Source organism: Thauera aminoaromatica S2 (genome assembly GCF_000310185.1).
GTDB classification, from domain to species: Bacteria; Pseudomonadota; Gammaproteobacteria; order Burkholderiales; family Rhodocyclaceae; genus Thauera; species Thauera aminoaromatica.
Window position 1 is genome coordinate 27001 of the sequence record NZ_AMXD01000012.1, and the last position, 26011, is coordinate 53011.

Below are 26011 nucleotides of genomic sequence, written 5' to 3' on the forward strand. Positions count from 1 at the left end.
ACCCGCACGGCCGCCCGAAGGGAGGCGCTCGGCGCCCTCCCGAAGGATGTCGCCCGGCGGCAGGAGGGGAGTCCGGTGAGTCCGGTTCTGCTGCGCTATCTCGCGCGCGAGATCTTCGCCGCCAGTGCGCTGGTGCTGGTGGCCTTTCTCGGCCTGTTCGCCTTCTTCGACTTCATCAACGAGCTCGAGGACGTGGGCAAGGGCGGCTACACGCTCTACCAGGCCCTGGTGTATGTCGGACTCACCCTGCCGGCGCGGGTGTATGAGCTGATGCCGATCGCGGTGCTGATCGGCACCCTGTATGCGCTGGCGACCTTGGCGAAGAACTCCGAGATCACCGTGATGCGAGCCTCGGGGATGTCGAACGCGCTGCTGACGAGCGTGCTCGGCCTGATCGGCGGAGTGTTCGCCGTGCTGATCTTCCTGGTCGGCGAATACGTGGCGCCGCCCGCGGAGGCCGCCGCGGAGGAGTGGAAGCTCACCGCCACGCAGGCGACCGTCTCGCAGCAACTGCGCTCGGGCCTGTGGGTGAAGGACGGCCGGCTCGTGCTCAACGTGCGCACGCTGATGCCCGACCGCAGCATGCGCGGTGCGCGCATCTATGCCTTCGATGAAGACTACGCGCTCGAATCGATCGCCGAAGCGGCGACCGGCGTGTTCGACGGCAGCGGGGAGTGGAAGCTGCTCGACGTGCAGCGTACGCGCTTCCACGGCGATCGCACCGAGATCGAGCGCCTGCCCGAAATCCGCTGGCGTTCGGAGCTGACGCCGGAGGTGCTGGGGGTGCTCATGGTGTCGCCCGAGCACATGCCCTTCGGTCGCCTGTGGACCTACATCAACCACCTGCGCGACAACAACCAGAACGCCGACCGCTTCGAGATCGCGCTGTGGAAGAAGCTGATCTACCCCTTCACCGCGTTGGTGATGATGGCGTTGGCGATGCCCTTCGGTTTCATCCACGACCGCATGGGCGGCGCGAGCGCGCGCATCTTCATGGGGGTGATGCTGGGCGTGGGCTTCCACCTCCTCAACGGCCTGTTCTCCAACCTCGGCATGATCAACGCCTGGCCGCCCTTCATGGCTGCGCTGACGCCCAGCCTGATCTTCCTCGCGGCCGCGTTCTGGCTCATGCATCGCGTCGAACGGCGCTGAGCAGGGGGCCACGGAGGAGGCGTCCCGGCGCGTGTCCAGGCGTCGCAATCGCGACTCGCGTCGCTCCTGCAACGGACTCCCAGCGCCGCAGCCGCGCCGCAGGAGCGACGCAAGTCGCGATCGACGGGCCGGCGTGGCCGCGCCTGCCAAGCCCCGCCGCGCGGCTGCGGTGAACGAAAAAACGGGCCCGAAGGCCCGTTTCGATGAAGCGAACGCCGGAGCGATCAGGCTTCCTGTTGCTGCTGGGCGGCACGCTTGGCGGCGGCGGCCTTGTAGTCCAGCTTTTCCTTGATGCGCGCCGACTTGCCCGAGCGCTGGCGCAGGTAGTACAGCTTGGCACGACGCACGTCACCGCGACGCTTGACCTCGACGCCGGCGACCAGCGGCGAGTAGGTCTGGAAGGTACGCTCGACGCCCTCGCCCGAGGAGATCTTGCGGACGATGAAGGAGGAGTTCAGGCCGCGGTTGCGCTTGGCGATGACCACGCCTTCATAGGCCTGCAGACGCTCGCGGTTGCCTTCCTTGACCTTCACCTGGACGATCACGGTGTCGCCGGGACCGAACTCGGGGATGGTCTTGCCCTGCGAGACGCGGGCCATTTCTTCCTGTTCGAGTTGCTGAAGCAGGTTCATTGCAGATACTCCGTCGATGTTATCGGCCTTCGCCTCTTGCGCCGGCCTGGCCGCAGAGCAGGTCGCAACCTGATGCGCGCCGTTTGTGAAAGGACGCTCAGCCGCGCTGGGGTTCCAGTGCGTCCTGCGTCCCGGCTTGCTCCTGCCTGAACTCTTCAAGCAGTTTCAATTCGGTCTTGCTGAGCTGGCGCGCCGCGAGCAGGTCGGGGCGGCGCAGCCAGGTGCGGCCGAGCGACTGCTTCAGGCGCCAGCGGCGGATTGCCGCATGGTTGCCCGACAACAGCACCTCGGGCACGCGTTCGTCTTCGTACCGCTCCGGCCGCGTGTAGTGCGGACAGTCCAGCAGGCCGTCGGCGAAGGAATCCTCCTGCGCCGAGCCGGCGGTGTTCAGTGCGCCGGGCAGCTGGCGCACGATCGCGTCGAGCAGCACCATCGCCGGCAGCTCGCCGCCCGACAGCACGAAGTCGCCGAGCGAAAGCTCTTCGTCGACCTCGCGGTCGATCAGGCGCTGATCCACGCCTTCGTAGCGCCCGCACAGCAACACCAGCGCGGGCTCGGCGGCGAGTTCCAGCACCACCTCCTGCTCCAGCCTGCGCCCCTGCGGCGACAGGTAGATGACCCGCCCGCTACGTCCGAGCGCCCTTTCCTGCGCCGTGCGTGCGGCGCGGATCGCCTGCATCAGCGGCTCGGCCAGCATCACCATGCCGGGGCCGCCGCCGTAGGGGCGGTCGTCCACCGTGCGATGCGGATCGCTGGTGAAGTCGCGCGGGTTGTGGAACCCGAGCGCGTACAGCCCGCGATCGATCGCCCTCCGCGTGATGCCGCTGCCGGTGAGCGCGGCGAACATCTCGGGGAAGAGGGTGATCACGTCGTATCGACGCGGGCCGCCTGCAACGCCCGAAGGGCTCGCCTGCTGTGTTTCGCCTTGCGGGCTCTGCGGATTCACCGGCCTTCCACAGTCCCGTGTTACCAGTCTTTCTGCCAGGCGACCCGGATGCGCCGCGTGGCCAGGTCGACGTCGAGCACGTAGGCGGCGACGAAGGGGATCAGGCGTTCGACCCCCTCTTCACCTTCGCCTTCACGCACCTGCAACACGTCGTGCGCGCCGGTCGAGATCAACCCTGCGACCGTGCCCATCGCTTCACCCGCCTCGTTCTCGACCGCCAGGCCGACGAGGTCGCCCCAGTAGTACTCGCCCTCGGCAGGCTTGGGCAGCGCCTCGCGCGGCGCGGCGATGTAGAAGCCGTCGATCGCCTCGGCGGCGCCCCGGTCGGATATCTCGGCCAGTGCGGCCACCAGCCCCTTGCCGTGCGGCCGGCAGGCGCTCAACGTGTATTGCTTCCACGCCTCGGCGGGCGCGTCGTCGTCGCTGCACAGCCACCAGTGCGACATATTCCGCCACGAGGCGGGGTCGTCACCGAAGGGATGGATCTTGATCCAGCCCTGAACGCCAAAAGGGGCGACGATGCGCCCCAGTACGATCATGCGCCGCTCGGCCGCTGATCGAAGTCGATCAGGCCGCGGCCGTGCCGGCCTGCTTGACCAGGCGAGCGACGGTGGGCGAGAGCTGGGCGCCGTTCTGCTGCCAGTAGGCGAGGCGCTCGGCGTTGATCACGAGGCCTTTCTCGGCGCCCGAGGCGATCGGGTTGTAGAAGCCGACGCGCTCGATGAAGCGACCGTCGCGGCGGTTGCGCGAATCGGCAACGACCATGTTGAAGAACGGGCGCTTTTTGGCGCCACCACGGGCAAGGCGAATGACGACCATCTGGATGTTCCTGATCGGTGGATGCGAAAAACCGCGGATTATAGGGGAGTCGCCCGTCGCGGACAAGGTTTTATTGCGGCCGACGAGCGATTCCTCGACATCTTCCGCGTACCGGCGCCGGGTGTCCGCAGTGTTGCGGCGTGTGTGCGCGGGATGGGGATAGAATGTGACCCGAGCAATGTTTCTCCGGGGACCATGGAAGCGCCTTCGACACCGTCCGATGCCGAGCAGTCGCTGCTGCGCTGGCTCGACAGCGAGCCTGCAGACGCCGTGGAGGATGACCTCGCCGCGCTGCGAGCGCGCATGCACGACGCTTTTGGCGGCACCGCTGCCGGTCCGGCGACGAGCGACGCGTTGTTGTGCGCGCTGGCCGAGCGCATGGGCGACATCGGTGGCCGGCTGCGGCCCTTGCTGCTCGCGAGACAGCTCCCGGTGGACGTGCCGCTGTTCGAGGCGAACGAGCAGTTGTGCGTGCTCGCGCTCGATGTCGCCACGGCCGTCTCGGCTGCAGCCGGGCGCGCCGGAAGGGCGCGGCCGGGGGGCGGAGCGGAGCTCTGCGAATACGCGATCGGCGTGGTGACCGAGATCTTCGTGCTGAGCGCGCTGGCGGCGGCTGCGCCTCCCGCGGGGACTTGGCGGTTGGCGCACGACTTCGCGGCGCACCATGAGGTTGCCGCGGCTGCCGCGGACGATCCCCTGCGCTGTGCCTACCTGCGTCTGCTGGCCGTCGCGGTCGCACAGCCCGAGGGGCTTACCGGCCGCGAGATCGCCTGGTTGTACGACTTTCTCGATGCGCGTGTTCTCGGCGCCGCGGTGCTCGCGCGCGGCACCGGCGACACGAGCGCATCGGCGTGGTGGATCGACCTCGGCGCCGACCTGGGGCCGCAATCCGTGGCGCGGCGGCCGGCGCCCTCGGAGTCGGTGCTCGGCGGCGATCTGTGGAGCTTCAATCCGCGCCCGATGGCGCAGAAGCTGGGCGAGTGCATAGAGTGGGTGACGGCGCGCATGACCGCGGCAGAACTCGCGGGCATGCAGGGCGAAGTCGAGTCGCTGGATGCCGAGGAGGCGCTGTTTCCGCCTGGCCTTTCACCCCTCGAGACGGTGGCCTTGCTGCGCCGCCTTCGCAGCCACTGGATGGCGGCGCCGGTGCGGGGGCAGCCGCGGCGCCAGCATCAATACGTGGTTCAGGTCGGGATCGGCCTGCAATCGGTGTGGGATCTGGGCAGTGGGGGAAGGGATGACCCTGCGTTGCTGCAGGAGTGGATGGTCCTCAACGAAAGCCCGGGCGGCCTTGCGATCATGAGTGTGGCCGGCGTGCGCGGCGAGATCGAGGCGGGCGGCGCGCTGGCCCTGCGGCGAAAGCCCGAGCAGGCCTGGTCGGTGTGCATCGTGCGCTGGGTGCGCAGCGATTGCCCGGGGCAGGTGGAGGTCGGGTTGCAGATCATCGGGCAGTCCTTCCATCCGGTCATGGTCGGCTTTCGCGGGCGTGCGGTGCAGCAGCTCTCGCCCGCGCTCGCGCTGCCGATCATGGAGCCGCTGCGCCGCCATCCGGCGATGCTCGCGGTCGCCGGCACCTACGCCTCGCGCCGCTTCGTCTTCGTACGCGGGACGCAGACGGTCTATGTCGCCCAGGCACGCGCGCTCGGGCTCGACCTGCAGACGCCGAGCGTCGAACTTTTCCAGTACGAGATCGATCCCTATCCGATCTGAGCGCATTGCCCGCGTGCGCCTTCGGGCTGCGGGTGGCCGGCGACGCCGCGCGATATAATCCGCTCCCCTTCCGGAACTGGCATCCGATGCACGAAATCCTCGTCCTCTACTACAGCCACCGCGGTTCGGTGCGCGCGCTCGCCGAGCACATCGCCGCCGGCATCCATCAGGTGCCGGGCGCGGTGGCGCGGGTGCGCACGGTGCCGCGGGTGTCCGCCGTGTGCGAGGCGGTGGAGGACGACATCCCGGCGTCCGGGCCGCCCTACGTCGAGGTCGCCGACCTGGAGGAGTGCGTCGGCCTGGCGCTCGGCAGCCCGACGCGCTTCGGCAACATGGCGGCGCCGATGAAGTACTTCCTCGACGGACTTGCCGGTGCCTGGCTCAACGGCGCCCTCGAGGGCAAGCCGGGCTGCGTGTTCACGTCCTCGTCCAGCCTGCATGGCGGGCAGGAGAGCACGCTGCTGTCGATGATGCTGCCGCTCTTCCATCACGGCATGCTGGTGCTCGGCCTGCCGTTCTCCGAGCCGGCGCTCGGCGAGACGCGCAGCGGCGGCACGCCCTATGGCGCGAGTCATGTCTCCGGGAGCGAGGGCGATTCTGCGCCGAGCGCAGAGGAGATCGCGCTCGCGCAGGCGCAGGGCCGGCGCCTTGCCGAGGTGGCGATGCGCCTGGCGGGGTCGCGATGAACGCGCGCATGCTGAGCGTGGTGTCGAGCGTCGCGCTGCTGGCGCTGATCGCGCTGTGCGTGATCTGGGAGGGCTGGCTCGCCCCGCTGCGTCCGGGCGGCTCGTGGATGATGCTGAAGGCGCTGCCGCTTCTGCCGGCGGTGTTCGGCGTGCTGCGCGGCCGCCGCTACACCTCGCAGTGGCTGTCGATGCTGTCGCTGCTGTATTTCACCGAGGGTGTGCTGCGCGCCACCGACCCCGGGCTCACCGGCGTGTTCGCCCTCGTCGAGGTCTTCCTCGCGGTCGTGTTGTTCACCAGCACGATGCTGCATGCCCGTGCGACGGCTCCCTCCCGCGCGCAGTGAGGCGGGCGGGGCGGGGTCGGCAAGTTCCGCACCCGCCCTTCGCTCCTGACGCCTTACGCCCTCATACCTGCGGGTTGAGCCGTTCGGCTCCCACGTGCAGCTTGTTGAGCGCGTTCAGGTAGGCCTTGGCCGAGGCGACGATGATGTCGGTGTCGGCGCCCTGTCCGTCCATCACGCGGCCGTCGCGCGACAGGCGCACGGTGACCTCGCCCTGGGCGTCGGTGCCGCTGGTGATCGCGTTCACCGAGTAGAGCAGCAGCTCGCTTCCCGTCGTCGCCACCGTCTCGATCGCCTTGAAGGCGGCGTCCACCGGGCCGGAGCCGTTGGCACGGGCGTGCTTCTCGGCGCCGCCGATCGACAGGGTGATCTCGGCCACCGGCGTCTCGCCGGTCTCGGAGTGGAAGCGGGTCGACACCAGGCGGTACTGCTCGGGCGCCGGGGTCACCGCCTCGTCGCGCATCAGCGCGGTGAGATCTTCGTCGAAGATCTCCGACTTGCGGTCGGCGAGCTCCTTGAAGCGCGCGAAGGCCTGGTTCAGGTGCTCCTCGCTCTCGATCTCGATGCCGAGCTCCTGCAGGCGGGCGCGGAAGGCGTTGCGACCGGAGAGCTTGCCGAGCACGAGCTTGTTGGCGCCCCAGCCGACGTCCTCGGCGCGCATGATCTCGTAGGTCTCGCGGTGCTTGAGCACGCCGTCCTGGTGGATGCCGGACTCGTGCGCGAAGGCGTTGGCGCCGACGATGGCCTTGTTGGGTTGCACCGGGTAGCCGGTGACCTGCGAAACCAGCTTCGAGGCCGGGACGATCTGCGTGGTGTCGACGCCGGTCTCGACCGGGAAGATGTCGGCGCGGGTGCGCACCGCCATGACGATCTCTTCGAGCGATGCGTTGCCCGCGCGCTCGCCCAGGCCATTGATGGTGCACTCGACCTGGCGCGCGCCCGTGCGCACCGCGGCGAGCGAGTTGGCCACGGCCAGCCCGAGGTCGTTGTGGCAATGCACCGACCACACCACCTTGTCCGAGTTGGGCACGCGCTCGATCAGCGTGCGCACGGTGGCGGCGAACTGCTCGGGGACGTTGTAGCCGACCGTGTCGGGCACGTTGATGGTCTTCGCGCCGGCGTCGATCACGGCCTCGAAGATGCGCACCAGGAAGTCGATCTCGGAGCGGCCGGCATCCTCTGCGGAAAACTCGACGTCGTCGGTGTATTCGCGCGCCCAGCCGATCGCCTTGACCGCCTGCTCGACGACCTGATCGGGCGTCATGCGCAGCTTCTTCTCCATGTGGATCGGGCTGGTGGCGATGAAGGTGTGGATGCGGCCGCGCGCCGCCGGCCGGATGGCCTCGCCGGCGCGGCGGATGTCGTGCTCGTTGGCGCGCGCCAGCGAGCACACGGTGGATTCCTTGATCGCCTCGGCGATCGAGCGCACCGCCTCGAAGTCGCCATTGGAGGCGGCGGCGAAGCCGGCCTCGATGACGTCGACCCGCATGCGTTCGAGCTGGCGGGCGATGCGCAGCTTCTCGTCGCGCGTCATCGACGCGCCGGGGCTCTGCTCGCCGTCGCGCAAGGTGGTGTCGAAGATGATCAGCTTGTCTTTCATGGCTTGCTCCCGGGGTCGGATGAAGCGCCCTCGACGGGCGCGGCGGCGGCGTCGCCGGCTTGTGCGGTGTACGCGGCCGCCTGGGGTGCGGCGGGTTCGGCGCGATGGGTGCGGCGCCGGCGCCAGCGCAGCGCGGCGACCACGTAGCCCGAGCCGGCGTAGGCGAGGAAGAGGCCGAAGAGGATGCCGGGCGGGTAGCTGGAGATGAGCGCGAAGGCGAGCACCAGCGCGATCAGCACGATGAAGGGCACGCTCTTGCGCAGGTTGATGCTCTTGCCGCTCCAGAACAGCACGTTGCTGACCATGGAGACGCCGGCGAAGATGGTCAGCACCGCGGCGTACCAGCGCAGCTCGTTGCCGGCGAAGCCGTTGTCGATGCCCACCCACACCATGCCGGCGACCAGGGCCGCCGCCGCGGGACTGGGCAGGCCCTGGAAGTAGCGCTTGTCGACCACGTCGATGTTGGTGTTGAAGCGTGCCAGGCGCAGCGCGGCCCCGGCGCAGTAGATGAAGGCGGCGACCCAGCCGAGCTTGCCGAGGTCCTGCAGCGCCCACTCGTACATCACCAGCGCCGGTGCGGCGCCGAAGGAGACCATGTCGGAGAGCGAGTCGTACTCGGCGCCGAACTCGCTCTGGGTGTTGGTGAGGCGGGCAATGCGGCCGTCGAGGCCGTCGAGCACCATGGCGACGAAGATCGCCACCGCGGCGTACTCGAAGCGCTGGTTCATCGCCTGCACGATCGCATAGAAGCCGGCGAACAGCGCTGCGGTGGTGAACAGGTTCGGCAGGATGTAGATGCCGCGGCGGCGCTTGTCGGACAAGGGCAGCGGGGCGTGTTCGTTATCGGGCACCTTGGGCGTCGCCTCCGTGGATTCCAGGATCGTCATTTTAGCGTACGCGCGCGCCGTGCCGGCTGCAAAAGCGCCCGCGCCGCCGCATGACGATCCTGCGGTGCGTGCGCTTGCGCGGGCGATCGGGCGCAGCAATGAAAAAGGCCGGCACCGCGAGTGCGGTACCGGCCCTTGGACCGAACGCCGGGGCGATCAGTTCTTCGACTTGTCGACCAGGGCCTTGGCCTTGATCCACGGCATCATGTCGCGCAGCTGGCCACCGACCTTCTCGATCTGGTGGTCGGCGTTGAGGCGGCGGTAGGCGGTCATGCTCGGGTAGTTGGTCTTGCCCTCGAGGATGAACATCTTGGCGTACTCGCCGGTCTGGATGCGCTTGAGCGCGTTGCGCATGGCAGCGCGCGACTGCTCGTTGATGACCTCGGGCCCGGTCACGTACTCGCCGTATTCGGCGTTGTTCGAGATCGAGTAGTTCATGTTGGCGATGCCGCCCTCGTACATCAGGTCGACGATCAGCTTGAGCTCGTGCAGGCACTCGAAGTAGGCCATCTCGGGGGCGTAGCCGGCTTCCACCAGGGTCTCGAAGCCCATCTTGACCAGCTCGACGGCGCCGCCGCACAGCACGGCCTGCTCGCCGAAGAGGTCGGTCTCGGTCTCTTCGCGGAAGTTGGTCTCGATCACGCCGCCCTTGGTGCCGCCGTTGGCAGCGGAGTACGACAGGGCGATGTCCTTGGCCTTGCCCGAGCGGTCCTGGTAGATCGCGATCAGGGTCGGCACGCCGCCCCCGCGCAGGTACTCGGAGCGCACGGTGTGGCCGGGGCCCTTGGGGGCGACCATGATGACGTCGAGATCGGCACGCGGCACGATCTGGTTGTAGTGCACGTTGAAGCCGTGGGCGAAGGCGAGCACGGCGCCCTTCTTGATGTTCGGCTCGATGTCGTCGCGATAGACCTGGGGCGCGGTCTCGTCCGGCAGCAGGATCATGACGAGGTCGGCGGCCTTGACGGCTTCGCCGATTTCCTTGACGGCCAGGCCGGCGGCCTCGGCCTTGGCCCACGAGCTGCCGTCCTTGCGCAGGCCGACGGTGACATTCACGCCGGAGTCGCGCAGGTTCTGGGCATGGGCGTGGCCCTGCGAGCCGTAGCCGACGATGGTGACCTGCTTGCCCTTGATCAGCGAGAGGTCGGCGTCCTTGTCGTAGTAAACCTTCATGTCTTTCCTTTGGTTCGATGTGGAGCGGGGGAGGGGGGAGCTCAGACCTTGAGCACGCGGTCGCCGCGGCCGATGCCGCAGACGCCCGAGCGCACGGTCTCGAGGATCAGTGCCGGGTCGATCGCGCCGATGAAGGCGTCGAGCTTGCCCTGGTTGCCGGTGAGTTCGACGACGTAGGAGGCGTCGGTGACGTCGATGATGCGGGCGCGGAAGATGTCGGCGGTGCGCTTGATCTCCTCGCGGTCCTTGCCGGTGGCGCGCACCTTGACCAGCATGAGTTCGCGCTCGATGTGGGCGGCCTCGGAGATGTCGACGACCTTGACGACCTCGACCAGTTTGTTCAGCTGCTTGGTGATCTGCTCGATGATCTCGTCGGAACCGGTGGTGACGATGGTCATCCGCGACATCGAGAAGTCCTCGGTCGGAGCCACGGTCAGCGATTCGATGTTGTAGCCGCGCGCCGAGAACAGGCCGGACACGCGCGACAGCGCGCCGGATTCGTTTTCGATCAGGAGGGAAATGACGTGACGCATGGTGATGTGTTCCGGATTCGGTAGGAGGCGATCAAAGGTCTTCGGCCGACAGGATCATCTCGGTGAGACCCTTCCCGCCCTGCACCATCGGATAGACGTTTTCGGTCTGGTCGATCTGGAAATCGAGGAACACGAGCTCGTCCTTGTGGGTGGTGAAGGCCTCGCGCAGCGCACCCTCGACGTCGGCCGGCCGGTCGACACGGATGCCGACGTGGCCGTAGGACTCGGCCAGCTTGGCGAAGTCGGGCAGGGAGTCCATGTAGGACTCGGAGTAGCGCCCGCCGTGGAACAGCTCCTGCCACTGGCGCACCATGCCCAGGTAGCGGTTGTTGAGGTTGCAGATCTTGATCGGCAGGCGGAACTGCTTGCAGGTCGAGAGCTCCTGGATGTTCATCTGGATCGAAGCCTCGCCGGTCACGCAGGCCACCTGCATGTCGGGGTTGGCGAGCTTGGCGCCCATGGCATAGGGCATGCCCACGCCCATCGTGCCCAGGCCGCCCGAGTTGAGCCAGCGCCGCGGCTTGTCGAAGCCGTAGTACTGCGCCGCCCACATCTGGTGCTGGCCGACGTCGGAGGTGACGATGGCGTCGCCACCGGTGACTTCCCACAGCTTCTGGATCACGAACTGCGGCTTGATGATCTCGTCCGAGTTCTTGTAGACCATGCACTTGCGCTCGCGCCACTGCTCGATCTGCTTCCACCACGAGGCCAGCGCCTCGGGGTTGGGGCGCGCCTCGCCGGATTCGATCTGGCGGATCATCTCGTCGAGCACTTCCTTGACGTCGCCGACGATCGGAGTGTCGACGCGCACGCGCTTGGAGATCGACGAGGGATCGATGTCCACATGGATGATCTTGCGCGGCTCTTCGGCGAAGTGCGCCGGATTGCCGATCACGCGGTCGTCGAAGCGGGCGCCGACGGCGAGCAGCACGTCGGAGTAGTGCATCGCCATGTTGGCTTCAAAGGTGCCGTGCATGCCCGGCATGCCGAGGAACTGGCGGTCGCTCGAGGGGTAGCCGCCGAGGCCCATGAGGGTGTTGGTGATCGGGTAGCCGAGGAGCCGCGTGAGCTTGACGAGCTGCTCGGCCGCGTTGGAGAGCACCACGCCGCCGCCGGTGTAGATCATCGGGCGCTTGGCTTCGAGCAGCAGCTGCACCGCCTTCTTGATCTGGCCCGAGTGGCCCTTGGTCACCGGGTTGTACGAGCGCATCGAGATCTCTTTCGGGTACTCGTACTCGCAGCGCTGCATCGACACGTCCTTCGGGATGTCGACCAGGACCGGGCCGGGGCGGCCGGTGCGGGCGAGGTGGAAGGCCTTCTTCATCGTCGCGGCGATGTCGCGCACGTCCCTGACGAGGAAGTTGTGCTTGACGCACGGGCGGGTGATGCCGACCGTGTCGACTTCCTGGAAGGCGTCCTGGCCGATCGCGGCGACCGGCACCTGGCCGGAGATGATCACCATCGGGATCGAGTCGCAGTAGGCGGTGGCGATGCCGGTGACGGCGTTGGTCGCACCCGGGCCGGAGGTCACCAGCGCGACGCCGACCTTCTCGGTGCTGCGCGCGAAACCGTCGGCGGCGTGCACGGCGGCCTGCTCGTGGCGTACCAGCACGTGGCGGACCGTTTCCTGCTGGAAGAGCGCGTCGTAGAGGAAGAGGACCGCGCCGCCCGGGTAACCGAAGACGTACTCGACCTTTTCTTCCTGCAGGCACCTGATTACAATTTCGGCTCCGGACAGCACCATCGCGAACTCGCTCTATTGGGGTTTGGATAAACGCAGAACGTTACCGGCCGCTTGCGGTTTGGTCAAGGCTGCAGGCGGTGGCCGGGAGCGCATGCGGCGACGCGCGCGCGATTGACGTTGTCCTGCGGGGCCGCGATCCCGATCCCGCCGCCGGCGGCCGCAGCGCAGGTCCTCGCGCACGCGCTCCTCCCCGGTTCCCCTACCGTTTTCCCTTTTTGCGCCGCCGCCATGCGGCGGCCTGGATCGACTCATGACGCGCAGCAAGAGCCGGGCCGGCAAGGCCGTCCCCGACGGGGCGCGCGCCGCCCAGCCCCCGGCACGGGATGCTTCCTCCCTCAAGGACACGGCCGGTGCAGGCCCAGCCGACCGCCCCTCCGCCGAGCTTGCCGGACTGCGCCGGCGCCTCGCTTCGATGCTGTACGAATCGATGCTGATGCTCGGCGTGCTCGCGCTCACCTTCCTCGTTCCCTACCTGATGCTCGGCATCGCCGCCGGGTTCGCCCCGCCCGGCTGGTTGCTCTGGCTGCACGTGTTCGGCGTGCTCGGGGGGTATTTCGTGTGGTACTGGCGGCGCGGCGGGCAGACCCTCGCGATGCAGACCTGGCGATTGAAGATCGTCACCGGTGCGGACGGGCGCATTGCCTCGCTCGGGCGCTGCTGGCTGCGCTATGCGCTCGCCTGGCCCTCGGTGCTGCTGGGCGGCATCGGCCTGGCGTGGGCGTTGGTCGATCGCGACCGCCAGTTCCTCCACGACCGCCTGGCCGGCACCTGCATCGTGCTGCTGCCCGCACCCGCGAAGGCCTGATCCGGCGCTTTCCCGAGTTTCCGCGCGCGCCTTTTCGTCCGCCGGCCCTGGCGGCGCGGATCGGGTACCATTCGTGCGAAGGCTTTGGTTCCGCTCCGCGCGCCCCCGTATCCGGGTGTCTCGCCGGGTGACACGAGGATCGAACGATGGCCGGGATGCTGGCCCACGGGCCCTACGCCGAATTCGCCGTGCTGCTGATCGTCTCCGCCCTGGCCGGAGCGTTCGCGGTGCGCCTCCGCCAACCGGTGCTGATCGCCTACATCGTGGTCGGCATCCTGGTGGGCCCGGCGGTGTTCGGCATCGTCACCGCGCACGACGAGGTCGCCCTGCTCGCCGAGATCGGTGTCACCGTGCTGCTTTTCGTGGTCGGGCTCAAGCTCGACCTGCATCACATCCGCCACATCGGCCCGGTCGCGCTCGCCACCGGCCTCGGCCAGCTCGGCTTCACCATCGTGTTCGGCTTCCTCATCATCGTGCTGATGGGCAAAAGCCTGATGGACGCGCTCTACGTCGCGGTGGCGCTGACCTTCTCCAGCACGATCATCGTGGTCAAGCTGCTCTCGGACAAGCGCGAGCTCGACTCCCTGCACGGGCGCATCGCGGTGGGTTTCCTCATCGTGCAGGACGTCGCCGTGGTGCTGGCGATGATGACCATGAGCGCGCTGCGCGGCCACGGCGACGACGCCATCCTCGCCGTGGCCGGGCACCTGGCGCTGCGCCTGGTGGGCGCCGGCATGCTGATGTTCGTGCTGATGCGCTACGTGCTGCCCTGGCTGGTGCACGCGATGGCGCGCACGCAGGAGCTGCTGCTGATCTTCGCCATCGCCTGGGGCACCGGGCTCGCCGCGCTCGGCGAGCTGGCCGGTTTCAGCAAGGAGGCGGGCGCCTTCCTGGCCGGCTTCTCGCTCGCCTCGACGAGCTACCGCGAGGCGATGAACGCGCGCCTGACCGGCATCCGCGACTTCATGCTGCTGTTCTTCTTCGTCGACCTCGGTGCCAAACTCGATTTCTCCACGCTCGGCGGTGAGCTCTGGCCGGCGGTGATCCTGTCGCTCTTCGTGTTGATCGGAAACCCGTTGATCGTCATGGCGATCATGGGCTACATGGGCTACCGCAAGCGCACCGGCTTCCTTGCCGGCCTCACCGTGGCGCAGATCAGCGAGTTCTCAATCGTGTTCGTGGCGATGGGCATCACCCTTGGTCACGTCGGTGTAGAGGCGCTCGGTCTCACCACCCTGGTCGGGCTGGTCACGATCATGGTGTCCACCTACATGATCCTGTACTCGCAGCCGCTCTACGAGCGCCTCGCGCCGCTGCTCGGCGTGTTCGAGCGCGCGCGCCCCTTCCGCGAGCTCGCGGTCGAGCGCCAGGGCAGGGCGGCGGGGCAGCCCGACATCGTGGTGTTCGGCCTCGGCCGCTATGGCGCGCGCCTGATGCGCCAGCTCCGCCAGGCCGGCATCGCCGTGATCGGCGTCGATTTCGACCCCGAGATCGTCCGCCAGCTGCGCCGTCAGCGCCTGCCGGTGCGCTTCGGCGACGGTGAGGACCCCGGCTTCCTCGAATCCCTGCCGCTCGCCGATGCGCGCTGGGTGGTGACCACCTTCCCGCAGTGGGATTCCAACCGCGCCTTCCTGCATGCGCTCGGCGAGGCCGGCTTCAAGGGCCGCATCGCCGGCGTGGTGCGTGACGACATCCATGGCGCCGCGCTCGGCGCTGCCGGGGTGGAGCGCGTGCTCAACCCCTTCAACGATGCGGCCGACTACGCGGCGCGCGCTTTCGCGGCGGAGATCGCCTACGAGGACGCTCATCGCACGGACGCACCCGCAGCTGCCGGCACGCAGTCCGCAACGCCGGCGCAGGATCCGGCCGCCGCGCAGCCCGCGGCGAGCCCGCGGGCGCACGCGCCCGACCGGCCCCAGGAGACCGAACGATGAACCCGATCCGCACCCTCGTCGCCCCCACCGACCTCTCGGCGCTCGCCCGTCATGCCGTGGTCCGTGCCTGCCTGCTCGCGGCCGAGCTCGGTGCGCGGGTGTCGCTGCAGCACGTGGTCAATTCCGGCGCGCTCGACACCTTGCGCCAGCTGCTCGACACCGACTCCGTCGGGCTGCAGGAGAAGCTGCTCGAGGAGGTGCGCGGCGAGGTCGAAGCGCTCGCCGCCGAGATGCACAAGCGCCACGGGGTGACGCCCGAGCTGCACCTGGCGGTGGGTGGCGTGCTCGGCGAGATCGTCGCCCACGCCGAGGCGATCGACGCCGACCTGCTGGTGATGGGGGCGCGCGGCGCAGGCTTCATGCGCGAGCTGCTGATCGGCTCCACCACCGAGCGCGTGCTGCGCAAGTCCGTGCGCCCGATGCTGGTGGTCAAGCAGATCGCCCACGAGCCCTATCGCCGCGTGCTCGTGCCGGTGGACTTCTCGGCACGCGCGCTCGAGGCGCTGGAGTTCGCGCGGCGCGTGGCCCCGCAGGCCGAGTTCGTGTTGCTGCACGCCTTCGAGGTGCCCTTCGAGGGCAAGCTGCGCTATGCCGGCGTGGAGGAGAGCGCGCTGTCCTCGCTGCGCGTCAACGCGCGTCGCGAGGCGGGTGCGCAGATGAACGAGCTGGTCGCGCGCGCGCGGGTGGACGAGAACCGCGTGCGCCGCATCGTGGTCCACGGCGAGGCCACGACACAGATCCTCGAGCAGGAGCAGGAACAGGATTGCGACCTGATCGTGATCGGCAAGCGCGGCCACGGCCTGCTCGGCGAAATGCTGCTCGGCAGCGTCACCAAGCACGTTCTCGCGCGTTCGACGGCCGATGTGCTGGTCTGCGACCGCAAGCCCGACTGAGCCGCGCCGCGGGCAGCCTGGCGCCGCTCGCGCCGTGGTCCCGTCGTCCTGACCGGTCCTGACCGGTCCTGACCGCAGCTTTGCGCCAGGCATGCCCGCCCTGTGCGGCTCGCCCGCCAGGGCGTACACTCGCGCCCTTGCCGCGCCCGCGAGGCGCCGATGGAGAACATAATGAAAACCGAACATGCCCCGACGATCCAGCGCGCCGACTACCGGCCGCTGGCGTGGACGGTCGAGACCGTCGACCTGCACTTCCGCCTCGACCCCGAGGCCACCCTGGTCACCAACCGAATGTCCTGCGTGCGCAAGCGCGACGCCGCCGACGGCCCGATCCGGCTATGGAGCGAGGCGCTCGAGCGCGTGTCGCTGAGCGTAGACGGCCAGGCCCCGCAAGCGCTGCGCGAGGACGGCGGCGTCATCGAGATCGACGCTGCGGGCGATCGCGTCGTGGTCGAGGTCGTCACCCGGGTGAATCCGCGCGCCAACACCACGCTCTCGGGCCTCTACCTGTCGAACGGCGGCTTCTTCACCCAGTGCGAGGCCGAGGGCTTCCGCCGCATCACCTGTTTCCCCGACCGTCCCGACGTGATGGCGCGCTACACCGTCACGCTCGAAGCCGACCGCGAGGCCTGCCCGGTGCTGCTCTCCAACGGCAACCTGGTCGACGCGGGCCTGCTGCCGGGTGGGCGCCACTACGCCAAGTGGGAGGATCCCTTCCGCAAGCCCTCGTATCTGTTCGCGCTGGTCGCGGCGAAGCTGGTCGCGTTCGAACGCAAGGTCGAGACGATGTCGGGCCGCGAGGTGCTGCTGCAGGTGTGGGTGGAGGAGGGCAACCTCGACCGCGTCGAACACGCGATGGATTCGCTGGTGCACTCGATGCGCTGGGACGAGGAGACCTTCGGCCTGGAGCTCGACCTCGACCGCTTCATGATCGTCGCCGTGGCCGACTTCAACATGGGCGCGATGGAGAACAAGGGGCTGAACATCTTCAACACCAAGTTCATCCTCGCCAAGCCCGACACCGCCACCGACCTCGACTACGAGAACGTCGAGAGCGTGGTCGCGCACGAGTACTTCCACAATTGGACGGGCAACCGCGTCACCTGCCGCGACTGGTTTCAGCTCACCTTGAAGGAAGGCCTCACCGTCTTCCGCGACCAGCAGTTCTCCGCCGACATGCTGGCGCGCGCGGCCGGCCCCGAGGGGGCGGCCTCGGCGCGCGCGGTCAAGCGCATCGACGACGTGCGCGTGCTGCGCGCCGCGCAGTTCCCCGAGGACGGTGGGCCGATGGCGCACCCGATCCGCCCCGACAGCTACCAGGAGATCAACAACTTCTACACCGCCACGGTCTACGAGAAGGGCGCCGAGGTCATCCGCATGCTGCACACCCTGCTCGGGCAGGAGGGCTTCCGCAACGGCATGGACCTCTACTTCAGCTACTTCGACGGCCAGGCGGTGACCTGCGACGACTTCGTCGAGGTCATGTCCGAGGCCAACAACGGCTTCGACCTCGACCAGTTCATGCGCTGGTACGAGCAGGCCGGCACGCCGCGGGTGAAGGCGAGCGGGGAGTGGAACGCGGCCGACGGCAGCTACACGCTGACCCTGGCGCAATCGACCCCGGCCACGCCCGGCCAGCACGTCAAGTTGCCGCTGGTAATTCCGGTCGCGCTGGGCCTCATCGGTGCGGACGGGCGCGACCTGCCGCTGCGGCTCGAGGGCGAGGCCCAGGCCGGGGCGACCACGCGCGTACTGAAGCTGACCGAGGAGGCGCAGGTGTTCCGCTTCGTCGGCCTCGCCGCCGAGCCGGTGCCCTCGCTGCTGCGCGGCTTCTCCGCGCCGGTGATCCTCGAACTCGACGAGGATGATGCGCGCCTGGCCTTCCGCATGGCGCACGACGCAGACCCCTGCAACCGCTGGGACGCCGCGCAGCGCTACGCCGAGCGCGTCGCACTGGCGCTCGCGGCCGACCCCGCGGCGACGGTGCCGGAGGCCTTCGTCCGCGCCTTCCGCGCCCTGTTGAACGACGCCGCGCTCGACCCCGCCTTCCGCGCCCAGGCGCTCGCGCTGCCGGGCGAGGCCTATCTGCTCGAGCGCATGTCGCCCGCCGATCCCGCCGCGCTGCGCGGCGCGCTGGTGCGCATGATGCGCGCGCTCGGCGCCACCCTCGCCGCCGACTGGCTGGAGGTGGTCGAGCGCCTGCAGGTAGCGGGTGAATATCGCTACCACCCGGGCGACGCCGGCCGTCGCGCGCTGGTGAATCTCGCCCTGCGCTACCTCGCCGCCGCCGGCGTGGCCGAGGGCCTGGCGCGGGCCGAGGCGCGTTTCGCCGCCGCCACCAACATGACCGAGCGCTTCGGCGCGCTCGCCGCGCTGGTGCACAGCACGAGCCCGGCGCGCACCGCCGCGCTGCAGGCCTTCCACGACCGCCATCGCGACGACGCCCTCGTGCTCGACAAGTGGTTCGCCTTGCAGGCGGGCGCCTGGCGCTGGGACGAGGCCGCCGAGCCGGCGCTGGCGCGCGTGCGCGTGCTCCTCAGCGACCCCGCCTTCAGCCTGTCGAACCCGAACAAGGTCTACGCCCTGCTGGGCACCTTCTTCCGCGCCAACCCGGGCGAGTTCCACGCCGCCGACGGCAGCGGCCACGCCTTCTGGGCCGAGCAGGTGATCGCGCTCGACGCCCGCAACCCGCAGGTCGCCGCCCGCATGGCCCGCGCGCTGGAGAACTGGCGTCGTTTCACGCCTGCGCTGCAGGCCAGCATCCGCCCGCAGCTCGAACGCGTGCTAGCCACGCCGGGGCTGTCGGCGGACGTGGCCGAGATCGTCGGCAAGGCGGTGGGGGAGTGAGCCGCGAGGCGTCTGCTCGGCTCGACAACCCGAGGGGGTTCGTAGGCGCGACGCCAGTCGCGATCCATGCGCCGGGGGGCCGCGCCGGCGCAACTCGACCACAGCAATCGCGACTTGCGTCGCTCCCACAGCGCGGCTCGAAAGCCGAGGGGTTTCTGTGGGAGCGACGCAAGTCGCGATGAGCGCGCTTCCGGGCCGCGCTGGCGCAGCCTTCCCGCGCGCCCCGCGACGCATCCCGCAGACGACGACGCCGGACCCGACTCCCGTCGGCTCCGGCGTCTGCTTGTTCGGCGGCGATGTCGCCGCGCGGCTCACTCCGCGGCGAGGTCGCCGGCGATGTAGCTCTCGAGCTGCTTGATGGTCTTCTCGTGCTGGGTGACGATGGACTTCACCATGTCGCCGATCGTCACGATGCCGAGCACCTTGCCTTCCTCGACCACCGGGATGTGGCGGAAGCGCTTGGCGGTCATCGTCGCCATCACGTCGTCGGCCGTGCCCGTCAGGCCGACCGTGTAAGGGTTGGGCGTCATCAGGTCGCCGACCTTCACATCGCGCGACACCAGCCCCTTGAGCACGACCTTGCGGGCATAGTCCCGTTCGGTGAAGATCCCGACCAGCTTGTCGCTGTCGGTGACCAGCACGCAGCCGATGTCGAACTGCGCCATCAGCGACAGCGCGTCGAAGACCGAGTCGGTCGGGCGCACCGCATGGAAGGTGCTGCCTTTCGCCTCGAGGATCTGTTTTACCGTCGTCATCATCTTTCCACTCCCCCTTCTTCGTTGAAATGCGCGCCGCAGGTCGCGGCCGGGCCTTTATTTGCGGGTTTTACGGTTTTTAACCAGATCCGTCCGCCGATGCAAGCGCGGGCGAACCCGGATCCAGCCTCCCGCTTCAGATTTCCAGGTTGTCGATCAGCCGGGTGCGGCCAAGTTTCGCCGCGGCGAGCACAACGAGCACGTCGTCTTCCTGCACCGGCGGCTGCAGGTCGAGGCGGCGGCGCACGGCGACGTAGTCGGGCGCCCATCCTGCTGCGCTCAAGCGGGCCATCGCGTCTGCCTGCAGCCGCGCGAAGTCGCGCTCGCCGGTGCGCACCGCGGCGCGGATGCCTGCGAGCAGGTGATGCAGCAGGGGCGCGCGCGCGCGCTCGTCCGCGCTCAGGTAGCCGTTGCGCGAGGACAGCGCGAGGCCGTCCTCGGCACGCACCGTCTCACCCGGTACGACCTCGATCGGCATCGCCAGTTCGCGCACCATGTTCGACAGCACCATGAGTTGCTGGTAGTCCTTCTTGCCGAACAGCGCGACCTCGGGGCGCACGATGTTGAGGAGCTTCATGACCACGGTGGCGACACCGCGGAAATGGCCGGCGCGGAACTCGCCCTCCAGGATCGACACCTGCTCTGCGGGAGGATCGACGTGGTAGCGCTGCGGCTGCGGGTACATGACCGACTCGTCGGGCGCGAACAGGTGCTCGACTCCCGCGGCGGCGAGTTTCTCGCAGTCGGCGGCGAAGGTGCGCGGATAGCGGTCGAAGTCCTCGCCGGCGCCGAACTGCAGGCGGTTGACGAAGATGCTCGCGATCACGCAGTCGGCGTGTTCGCGCGCCTGGCGCATCAGGGCGATATGGCCCTCGTGGAGGTTGCCCATGGTGGGCACGAAGGCGACGCGTCCGGCGCCCGCGCGTGCGGCGCGCAGGCTGTCGATGTTTTCGTGGATCTGCATTTGCGGTTCCTCGCGTGCGCGACGCGGGCTCAGTAACAGTGCTCGGGAGCGGGGAAGCTGCCGTCCTTGACCGCGGCCGCGTAGCGCGCAACCGCTTCCTCGATGCTCGCCGCGCCTTCCATGAAGTTGCGCACGAAGCGCGCCGTCTTGCCGGGGAACACGCCGAGCAGGTCGTGCAGCACCAGCACCTGGCCGTCGCAGGCGGCGCCTGCGCCGATGCCGATCGTCGCCATGCTGGAGAGGCTGGCGGTGATCTCGCCGGCGAGCGTGGCGGGCACCATTTCCATGACCATCAGTGCGGCGCCGGCCTGCTCGAGCACGAGCGCGTCGGCCTTGAGGCGCGCCGCGCCTTCCTCGCTGCGGCCCTGCACGCGATAGCCGCCGAGCTGATGCACCGCCTGCGGGGTGAGGCCGATGTGCGCGCACACCGGCACGCCGCGCTCGACGAGGAAGCGCACGGTCTCGGCCATGAACTCGCCGCCTTCGAGCTTGACCATCTGCGCCCCGGCGGCCATCAGGCGGGCGGCGTTGCGCATGGCCTGCTCGCGGCTCTCGTGGTAGCTGCCGAAGGGCATGTCGGTGACGACGAAGGGGCGCGCCCCGGCACGGGCCACGCATTCGGTGTGGTAGGCCATCTGCTCGAGGGTGACCGGCAGGGTGGATTTCTGTCCCTGCAGGACGTTGCCGAGCGAGTCGCCGATCAGGATGGAATCGACGCCGGCGCGGCCGAGGAGCGCGGCGAAGCTCGCGTCATAGGCGGTGAGCATCGCGATCTTGCGCCCTTCGGCGCGCATCTTGCCGAGTTCGAAGAGGGTGACGGGCTTCTGGTCCTGGAGATAGCTCATTCATCGCTCCTGTTGGGAGGCGGCAGTGTCGGCCAAACTGGTGCATTGCACAAGCCTCGCGGCCCGTGCCGGGCACGGGCAGCCATCGTCGGCGCGCGCCCGCCGACTGCGCTCAATCCGCGTAGCCGAAGAACTCGCGGTAGCTGCGCATCTCGCGCAGGCGTTCGAGCAGCAGTTCGAAGTCCTCGTCGCGGTCGACCGGGTTGAGCTTTCCGGCATCCACGATGAAGAGCGGTGCGGCGTCGTACTGGTAGAAATAGCGCGTGTAGCGCTCGGCCACCTGCTCGAGGTAGAGCTCGGTGATGCGGCGCTCGGCATCCAGGCCGCGCTTGCGGATGCGCTCCATCAGGGTGTCGGGGCGCGCCTGCAGGTAGATCACCAGGTCGGGACGGGGCGCGTTGGCGGGCTGCAGGCCGTCATGCACGCGGCGATAGAGCGCGAGTTCGTCGGGCGACAGGTTCTGCTCGGCGAAGAGGTGGTCCTTGTCGAACAGGAAGTCGGCCACCACACGACGCTCGCCCTCGATGGGGCCGAGCGTGGAGAGCTGGTCGATGCGCTGGAACAGGAAGGAGAGCTGGGTCGCCAGGCCCCAGCGCTCGGACTGCTGGTAGAAGCGGCCGAGGAAGGGGTTGAGCTCGGCCTGCTCGAACACCGCCTCGGCCTGGAGGCGGTCGGCCAGACGGCGGGCGAGGGAGGTCTTGCCGGCGCCGATCGGGCCTTCGACGACGATGTAGCGGGCCTTGTCGAGCATGCTGGGCTGCCTTTCCGGTGAGCGTGCGTCAGTTGCGGAAGATGAAATACACCGCGCCGAGCATACACAAGGCGGCCCACAGGTAGTCAAGCTTGAGCGGCTGCTTCATGTAGAGCACGACGAAGGGCACGAAGACCAGCAGGGTGATCACCTCCTGCATGATCTTGAGCTGGGCGAGGCTGAGCGTGGTGGCGCCGATGCGGTTGGCGGGCACCTGCAGCAGGTATTCGAAGAGCGCGATCCCCCAGCTCACCAGTGCGGCCACATACCAGGCCTTCGTCTGCATGTTCTTCAGGTGGCCGTACCACGCGAAGGTCATGAACACGTTGGAGGCGGTGAGCAGCAGCGCGGTCTGCATCCACACGGGAATCGAGCTGACGGACTGGATCCAGGCGGCCATGGGCGGACGGAGGGCGGGTCGGTGGCGAGCGGGTCAGGGGTGGCGGGCGCTGTCGGCGGGGGTGGGCACGCGTTCGATCGCCTGGCCGGCGAGCGCGGGCAGCAGCGCCGCGACCGCGCCGCGGCCGGGAATGCTGGCGGCGGGATCGATCTCGGCCAGCGGCAGCAACGCGAAGGCGCGCTCGTGCATGCGCGGGTGGGGCACCTGCAGGCCGGGCTCGTCGATCACCGCGTCGCCGTACAGCAGCAGGTCGAGGTCCAGCGTGCGCGGCGCCATCGGGAAGTCGCGGCGGCGGCCGCTGTCGTGCTCGATCGCGAGCAGGGCCTCCAGCAGCGGGCGCGGCGCGAGCGCGGTGTCGAGCGCGATCACCGCGTTGAGGTAGTCGGGCTGGCCGGCCACGCCCACCGGGGCGCTGCGGTACAGCGAGGAGCGCGCGACGACGCGCGTGCCGGGCAGCGCATCGAGGCGCTGCACGGCTTCGAAGAACGCGGCGGCCGGGTCGCCGAGGTTGGCGCCGAAGGCGACGTATGCGCGGACCAAGCTCGAGCGCTCAGGACGGATCGACGACGGCGGCGTCCGCCGCCGCGGGGGTCTCGCCGGCCGGCTTGCGCTTGCGCCGGCGGCGCTTCTTCGCCGCGGGTGCGGCGTCGGGCGGCGCCTGGCGCAGCAGGGCCTCGCGCTGGTCGGGGCCCGCGTGGGCGAAGTCGTCCCACCAGTCGACGATCTCCATCGGGATCTCGCCGGCCTGCGCGCGCAGGCGCAGGAAATCCCAGCCGGCGCGGTAGCGCGGCTGCTCGATGACGCGGTAGGGCGCCTTGCCGGCACGCTTGTCGAAGCGCGGCTGCAGCGCCCAGATGTCCTTGATGTCGCCGGCGATGCGGCGGGTGATGGCGAGCTTGCCAGCCTGGGCGTCGAGCACCTCGTCCATGGCCTCGAAGAGTGCGGGCTGGCTATGGTCGCCGGCGGCCTTCTTGTTGTCCCAGGTCTTCAGCACCTCGTGCCAGAGCAGGGTGGAGAACAGGAAGCCGGGCGAAACGGACTTGTCCTCGCGCACGCGCTCGTCGGTGTTCTCCAGTGCCAGGGTGACGAAGCGCTCGCCCATCGGCTGCTCGAGGATCACGTCCAGCAGTGGCAGCAGGCCGTGGTGCAGGCCTTCAGCGCGCAGCTGCTGCAGGCACTTCAGCGAGTGACCGGAGAACAGCAGCTTGAGCATCTCGTCGAAGAGCCGCGCCGCCGGCACGTTCTCGAGCAGCGGGCCCATCTCGCGGATCGGCTGGCGCGCTGCGGGGTCGATGGTCAGCCCGAGCTTGGCCGCCAGGCGCACCGCGCGCAGCATGCGCACCGGGTCCTCGCGGTAGCGCGTGCGCGGGTCGCCGATCATGCGCAGGGTCTTCTGCTGGATGTCGGCGACGCCGTGGTGGTAGTCGACGATGGTCTCGGTGCCGGGATCGTAGTACAGCGCGTTGACCGTGAAGTCGCGCCGGGTGGCGTCTTCCTGCTGGTTGCCGAAGACGTTGTCGCGCAGCACGCGGCCGTGCTCGTCGGTGTCGGCGCTCTCGGCGTCCTGGCTGGCGCGGAAGGTGGAGACCTCGATGGTCTCCGGCCCGCTCATCACGTGCACGATCTTGAAGCGCCGGCCGATGATGCGCGAACGGCGGAAGGCGGCGCGCACCTCCTCGGGTGTGGCGCTGGTGGCGACGTCGTAGTCCTTGGGCGGGTGGCCGATCAGCAGGTCGCGCACCGCGCCGCCGACGACGAAGGCCTTGAAGCCCTTCTCCTGCAGCACCGCGCATACCTTGCGCGCGGCCGGCGACAGCTGCTCGCGGCGGATGCCGTGGCGTTCGACGGGAATGAGGGCGGGTTCGTGGCGTGCGGGGGTGGCCGGGCGCTTGAAAACCTTGCGCAGCAGCTTGCGGATCATCGGGAAAGGAGTCGTGCTTGCATAAGCGCGCAATGATAACCGATCGAAACGTCCGTACGCTGCGCGAAGGCGGAGGGGAGCGGTGGGGATTCGGCAAAATGGCACTCCCGACTCGCGTCCCGCCTGCGGCAAAGCTGCGCGCTTCCGGGGCGGCTGCGATCGCGACTTGCGTCGCTCCTACGGGAAACCGGTGCGTGTTCGGGGCGGTGGCGATCGCGACTTGCGTCGCCCCCACGGGAAACCGGTGCGTCTTCGGGGCGGCTGCGATCGCGACTTGCGTCGCTCCCACGCGAACCGTCGCGCACTCGGAGCCGCGATGTGGGAGCGACGCAAGTCGCGATCGGCGGTGCGGGAGGCGATGAGCGTCGGCGGGTGCGGGGTGGTGTAGGAGCGACGCAAGTCGCGAATCTTCAGCGCAGCGAGATCAACGACCAGTTCAGCGCAGCGAGATCACCGGCCAGCCGGCGGCCTCGGCATGGGCGCGCAGGGTGTCGTCGGGGTCGACCGCGACCGGGTCGGTGACGCGCTGCATCAGCGGCAGGTCGTTGTGCGAATCGCTGTAGAACCAGCTGTGCTCGAAGCTGCCCATGTGCAGGCCGAGCGACTCCAGCCAGGCGTCGACGCGCTCGATCTTGCCCGCCTTGAACGCCGGCATGCCGCGCGGCTTGCCGGTGAAGGCACCGTCCTGCTGTGCGGGGATGGTGGCCACCACGTGCGGGATGCCGAACTCGCGCACGATCGGACCGGTGACGAAGGCGTTGGTGGCGGTGACCACCGCGACCAGGGCGCCGCTGTCGAGGTGCTCGCGCACCAGCGTGCGCGCCTTGGCGGTGATCATCGGACGGATCGACTGCGCCATGAACTCGCAGTGCCAGGCGTCGAGTTGCGCGCGCGGGTGGCGGGCGAGGGGGGCGAGCTGGAAGTCGAGGAATTCGAAGATGTCGAGCGTGCCGGCCTTGTACTGTTCGTAGAACGCGATGTTCTTCGCTTCCTGCACCTCGCGGTCGAGCACGCCCTTGCCGATGAGGAACTGCGCCCAGGCGAAGTCGGAGTCGCCGGCGAGCAGGGTGTTGTCGAGGTCGAAGAGGACGAGATTCACGATCGGGCTCCGCAAGATGGATCGGTTGGATGAGGATTCGAAGAGGGCGTGACGCGCGTCGGACGGCGGCCCCGCGGGGTCAGATTTCCAGCCCTTGCTGGATCATGTCGCGCAGCAGCGGCAGGGTGATCGGGCGCTTGTGCTCGAGCGAGGCGCGGTCGAGCGCGTCCAGCACCTCGCGCAGGCTGGAGAGCTCGCGGCGGCCGTGGCGCAGCAGAAAATCCACCACCTCGTCGGCCAGGCGCAGGCCGCGCCGCGCCGCCAGGGTGGTGAGGATCTCCGCGCGCGCGTCGTCGTCGAGCGGCTTCACCTCGTAGATCAGGCTCTGGCCGATGCGGGTGCGCAGGTCCTCGCGCAGCGCCAGGCCGAGCGGGGCGGCCGGGCCGCACAGCAGCAGCGACTGGCCGTTCGCGCGGGCGCGGTTGAAGGCGTTGAAGAGCGCGATCTGCGCGGCGGCGCCGAGCTGGTCCGCGTCGTCGATCGCGAGCAGTGCGCCCGGCGTCTCGGGCAGGTGGTCCTCGACGGTCGCGGCGGCGAGCAGGTGGGCGGGCCGGCCGGCGGCGCGCGCGGCGTC

General features: G+C 69.0%; 26 protein-coding genes. 8 read left to right on the forward strand and 18 right to left on the reverse strand.

Annotated features, from left to right (window positions below):
• Window positions 1-75 precede the first annotated feature (75 nt).
• The gene (gene lptG, locus C665_RS03765) at window positions 76-1152 is read left to right on the forward strand and encodes an LPS export ABC transporter permease LptG (protein ID WP_004300525.1); all 1077 of its coding nucleotides are present in this window, start codon (window positions 76-78) and stop codon (window positions 1150-1152) included.
• A 224-nt stretch (window positions 1153-1376) separates the two neighbouring features.
• Here the strand turns inward: lptG and rplS are convergent, their stop codons facing one another.
• The 4 genes from rplS to rpsP form a co-directional block, all read right to left on the reverse strand.
• The gene (rplS, locus tag C665_RS03770; RefSeq protein ID WP_004300527.1) at window positions 1377-1784 is read right to left on the reverse strand and encodes a 50S ribosomal protein L19; all 408 of its coding nucleotides are present in this window, start codon (window positions 1782-1784) and stop codon (window positions 1377-1379) included.
• A gap of 97 nt (window positions 1785-1881) precedes the next feature.
• Entirely contained in the window at window positions 1882-2652 is a 771-nt protein-coding gene (gene trmD, locus C665_RS03775; protein ID WP_004300528.1) for a tRNA (guanosine(37)-N1)-methyltransferase TrmD, read from the reverse strand.
• Between the two features lie 98 nt (window positions 2653-2750).
• On the reverse strand, window positions 2751-3269 hold the full coding sequence (gene rimM / locus C665_RS03780; RefSeq protein ID WP_004300530.1) for a ribosome maturation factor RimM: 519 nt from the start codon (window positions 3267-3269) through the stop codon (window positions 2751-2753).
• Between the two features lie 28 nt (window positions 3270-3297).
• The gene (gene rpsP, locus C665_RS03785; RefSeq protein ID WP_004300532.1) at window positions 3298-3549 is read right to left on the reverse strand and encodes a 30S ribosomal protein S16; all 252 of its coding nucleotides are present in this window, start codon (window positions 3547-3549) and stop codon (window positions 3298-3300) included.
• 195 nt (window positions 3550-3744) lie between these two features.
• On the opposite strand from rpsP, the gene C665_RS03790 reads away from it, so the two are divergent.
• The 3 genes from C665_RS03790 to C665_RS03800 all read left to right on the forward strand — a co-directional run bounded on the left by C665_RS03790 (window position 3745) and on the right by C665_RS03800 (window position 6289).
• Window positions 3745-5259, forward strand: a complete 1515-nt coding sequence (locus C665_RS03790; protein ID WP_004300534.1) for a cyclic-di-GMP receptor FimW-related protein — start codon at window positions 3745-3747, stop codon at window positions 5257-5259.
• Between the two features lie 86 nt (window positions 5260-5345).
• Complete coding sequence (wrbA, locus tag C665_RS03795; protein WP_004300537.1) at window positions 5346-5945, forward strand: NAD(P)H:quinone oxidoreductase; 600 nt, start codon at window positions 5346-5348, stop codon at window positions 5943-5945.
• The gene (locus tag C665_RS03800) at window positions 5942-6289 is read left to right on the forward strand and encodes a DUF2069 domain-containing protein (RefSeq protein ID WP_004300539.1); all 348 of its coding nucleotides are present in this window, start codon (window positions 5942-5944) and stop codon (window positions 6287-6289) included. The genes wrbA and C665_RS03800 overlap by 4 nt, the downstream gene beginning before the upstream one ends.
• Window positions 6290-6350: 61 nt before the next feature.
• Here C665_RS03800 and C665_RS03805 read toward each other — a convergent pair whose 3' ends face one another.
• The 5 genes from C665_RS03805 to C665_RS03825 all read right to left on the reverse strand — a co-directional run bounded on the left by C665_RS03805 (window position 6351) and on the right by C665_RS03825 (window position 12223).
• Window positions 6351-7886 (reverse strand): 2-isopropylmalate synthase, encoded by a 1536-nt coding sequence (locus C665_RS03805; protein WP_004300541.1) that lies wholly within the window; start codon window positions 7884-7886, stop codon window positions 6351-6353.
• Window positions 7883-8773, reverse strand: a complete 891-nt coding sequence (gene pssA / locus C665_RS03810) for a CDP-diacylglycerol--serine O-phosphatidyltransferase (protein ID WP_004300542.1) — start codon at window positions 8771-8773, stop codon at window positions 7883-7885. The genes C665_RS03805 and pssA overlap by 4 nt, the downstream gene beginning before the upstream one ends.
• Window positions 8774-8929: 156 nt before the next feature.
• On the reverse strand, window positions 8930-9946 hold the full coding sequence (gene ilvC / locus C665_RS03815; protein ID WP_004300544.1) for a ketol-acid reductoisomerase: 1017 nt from the start codon (window positions 9944-9946) through the stop codon (window positions 8930-8932).
• 41 nt (window positions 9947-9987) lie between these two features.
• Window positions 9988-10479, reverse strand: a complete 492-nt coding sequence (gene ilvN / locus C665_RS03820; protein WP_004300546.1) for an acetolactate synthase small subunit — start codon at window positions 10477-10479, stop codon at window positions 9988-9990.
• Window positions 10480-10510: 31 nt separating this feature from the next.
• Entirely contained in the window at window positions 10511-12223 is a 1713-nt protein-coding gene (locus C665_RS03825) for an acetolactate synthase 3 catalytic subunit (protein ID WP_004300548.1), read from the reverse strand.
• A 250-nt stretch (window positions 12224-12473) separates the two neighbouring features.
• On the opposite strand from C665_RS03825, the gene C665_RS03830 reads away from it, so the two are divergent.
• The 4 genes from C665_RS03830 (at window position 12474) to pepN (ending at window position 18702) form a co-directional block, all read left to right on the forward strand.
• Window positions 12474-13028, forward strand: coding sequence for an RDD family protein (locus C665_RS03830; protein WP_004300550.1), 555 nt, complete (start codon window positions 12474-12476; stop codon window positions 13026-13028).
• 146 nt (window positions 13029-13174) lie between these two features.
• Window positions 13175-14962, forward strand: coding sequence for a cation:proton antiporter (locus C665_RS03835; RefSeq protein ID WP_004300551.1), 1788 nt, complete (start codon window positions 13175-13177; stop codon window positions 14960-14962).
• Complete coding sequence (locus C665_RS03840; protein ID WP_004300553.1) at window positions 14959-15855, forward strand: universal stress protein; 897 nt, start codon at window positions 14959-14961, stop codon at window positions 15853-15855. Before C665_RS03835 ends, C665_RS03840 begins: the two co-directional genes overlap by 4 nt.
• A gap of 171 nt (window positions 15856-16026) precedes the next feature.
• Window positions 16027-18702, forward strand: a complete 2676-nt coding sequence (gene pepN, locus C665_RS03845) for an aminopeptidase N (RefSeq protein ID WP_004300555.1) — start codon at window positions 16027-16029, stop codon at window positions 18700-18702.
• Window positions 18703-19013: 311 nt separating this feature from the next.
• On the opposite strand, the gene C665_RS03850 is transcribed toward pepN, so the two are convergent.
• From C665_RS03850 to C665_RS03890, 9 genes are all read right to left on the reverse strand, one after another.
• Window positions 19014-19460, reverse strand: coding sequence for a CBS domain-containing protein (locus tag C665_RS03850; RefSeq protein WP_004300557.1), 447 nt, complete (start codon window positions 19458-19460; stop codon window positions 19014-19016).
• 133 nt (window positions 19461-19593) lie between these two features.
• Window positions 19594-20421: a pantoate--beta-alanine ligase gene (gene panC / locus C665_RS03855; protein WP_004300559.1), complete on the reverse strand. Its 828-nt coding sequence runs from the start codon at window positions 20419-20421 to the stop codon at window positions 19594-19596.
• A 29-nt stretch (window positions 20422-20450) separates the two neighbouring features.
• Entirely contained in the window at window positions 20451-21266 is an 816-nt protein-coding gene (gene panB / locus C665_RS03860) for a 3-methyl-2-oxobutanoate hydroxymethyltransferase (protein ID WP_004300561.1), read from the reverse strand.
• Between the two features lie 112 nt (window positions 21267-21378).
• Window positions 21379-22017 carry a deoxynucleoside kinase gene (locus tag C665_RS03865; RefSeq protein ID WP_004300563.1) on the reverse strand — a complete coding sequence of 213 codons (639 nt, stop codon included), beginning with the start codon at window positions 22015-22017 and terminating at the stop codon, window positions 21379-21381.
• Between the two features lie 28 nt (window positions 22018-22045).
• Window positions 22046-22417 carry a DMT family protein gene (locus tag C665_RS03870; RefSeq protein WP_004300565.1) on the reverse strand — a complete coding sequence of 124 codons (372 nt, stop codon included), beginning with the start codon at window positions 22415-22417 and terminating at the stop codon, window positions 22046-22048.
• A gap of 33 nt (window positions 22418-22450) precedes the next feature.
• Entirely contained in the window at window positions 22451-22957 is a 507-nt protein-coding gene (gene folK / locus C665_RS03875) for a 2-amino-4-hydroxy-6-hydroxymethyldihydropteridine diphosphokinase (RefSeq protein WP_004300567.1), read from the reverse strand.
• Between the two features lie 10 nt (window positions 22958-22967).
• The gene (gene pcnB, locus C665_RS03880; protein ID WP_004300569.1) at window positions 22968-24338 is read right to left on the reverse strand and encodes a polynucleotide adenylyltransferase PcnB; all 1371 of its coding nucleotides are present in this window, start codon (window positions 24336-24338) and stop codon (window positions 22968-22970) included.
• A 436-nt stretch (window positions 24339-24774) separates the two neighbouring features.
• Entirely contained in the window at window positions 24775-25437 is a 663-nt protein-coding gene (locus C665_RS03885; RefSeq protein ID WP_004300571.1) for a histidinol-phosphatase, read from the reverse strand.
• A 79-nt stretch (window positions 25438-25516) separates the two neighbouring features.
• Window positions 25517-26011, reverse strand: a 495-nt coding sequence (locus C665_RS03890; protein WP_004300572.1) for an HdaA/DnaA family protein, incomplete at its 5' end; no start/stop codon positions are given.

Coding starts and splice junctions, on each gene's coding strand:
- rplS (WP_004300527.1), bottom strand. CDS start 1,784: ATGAACCTGCTTCAGCAACTCGAACAGGAAGAAATGGCCCGCGTCTCG.
- rimM (WP_004300530.1), bottom strand. CDS start 3,269: ATGATCGTACTGGGGCGCATCGTCGCCCCTTTTGGCGTTCAGGGCTGG.
- rpsP (WP_004300532.1), bottom strand. CDS start 3,549: ATGGTCGTCATTCGCCTTGCCCGTGGTGGCGCCAAAAAGCGCCCGTTC.
- C665_RS03790 (WP_004300534.1), top strand. CDS start 3,745: ATGGAAGCGCCTTCGACACCGTCCGATGCCGAGCAGTCGCTGCTGCGC.
- wrbA (WP_004300537.1), top strand. CDS start 5,346: ATGCACGAAATCCTCGTCCTCTACTACAGCCACCGCGGTTCGGTGCGC.
- C665_RS03800 (WP_004300539.1), top strand. CDS start 5,942: ATGAACGCGCGCATGCTGAGCGTGGTGTCGAGCGTCGCGCTGCTGGCG.
- C665_RS03805 (WP_004300541.1), bottom strand. CDS start 7,886: ATGAAAGACAAGCTGATCATCTTCGACACCACCTTGCGCGACGGCGAG.
- pssA (WP_004300542.1), bottom strand. CDS start 8,773: ATGACGATCCTGGAATCCACGGAGGCGACGCCCAAGGTGCCCGATAAC.
- ilvC (WP_004300544.1), bottom strand. CDS start 9,946: ATGAAGGTTTACTACGACAAGGACGCCGACCTCTCGCTGATCAAGGGC.
- ilvN (WP_004300546.1), bottom strand. CDS start 10,479: ATGCGTCACGTCATTTCCCTCCTGATCGAAAACGAATCCGGCGCGCTG.
- C665_RS03825 (WP_004300548.1), bottom strand. CDS start 12,223: ATGGTGCTGTCCGGAGCCGAAATTGTAATCAGGTGCCTGCAGGAAGAA.
- C665_RS03830 (WP_004300550.1), top strand. CDS start 12,474: ATGACGCGCAGCAAGAGCCGGGCCGGCAAGGCCGTCCCCGACGGGGCG.
- C665_RS03835 (WP_004300551.1), top strand. CDS start 13,175: ATGGCCGGGATGCTGGCCCACGGGCCCTACGCCGAATTCGCCGTGCTG.
- C665_RS03840 (WP_004300553.1), top strand. CDS start 14,959: ATGAACCCGATCCGCACCCTCGTCGCCCCCACCGACCTCTCGGCGCTC.
- pepN (WP_004300555.1), top strand. CDS start 16,027: ATGAAAACCGAACATGCCCCGACGATCCAGCGCGCCGACTACCGGCCG.
- C665_RS03850 (WP_004300557.1), bottom strand. CDS start 19,460: ATGATGACGACGGTAAAACAGATCCTCGAGGCGAAAGGCAGCACCTTC.
- panC (WP_004300559.1), bottom strand. CDS start 20,421: ATGCAGATCCACGAAAACATCGACAGCCTGCGCGCCGCACGCGCGGGC.
- panB (WP_004300561.1), bottom strand. CDS start 21,266: ATGAGCTATCTCCAGGACCAGAAGCCCGTCACCCTCTTCGAACTCGGC.
- C665_RS03865 (WP_004300563.1), bottom strand. CDS start 22,017: ATGCTCGACAAGGCCCGCTACATCGTCGTCGAAGGCCCGATCGGCGCC.
- C665_RS03870 (WP_004300565.1), bottom strand. CDS start 22,417: ATGGCCGCCTGGATCCAGTCCGTCAGCTCGATTCCCGTGTGGATGCAG.
- pcnB (WP_004300569.1), bottom strand. CDS start 24,338: ATGATCCGCAAGCTGCTGCGCAAGGTTTTCAAGCGCCCGGCCACCCCC.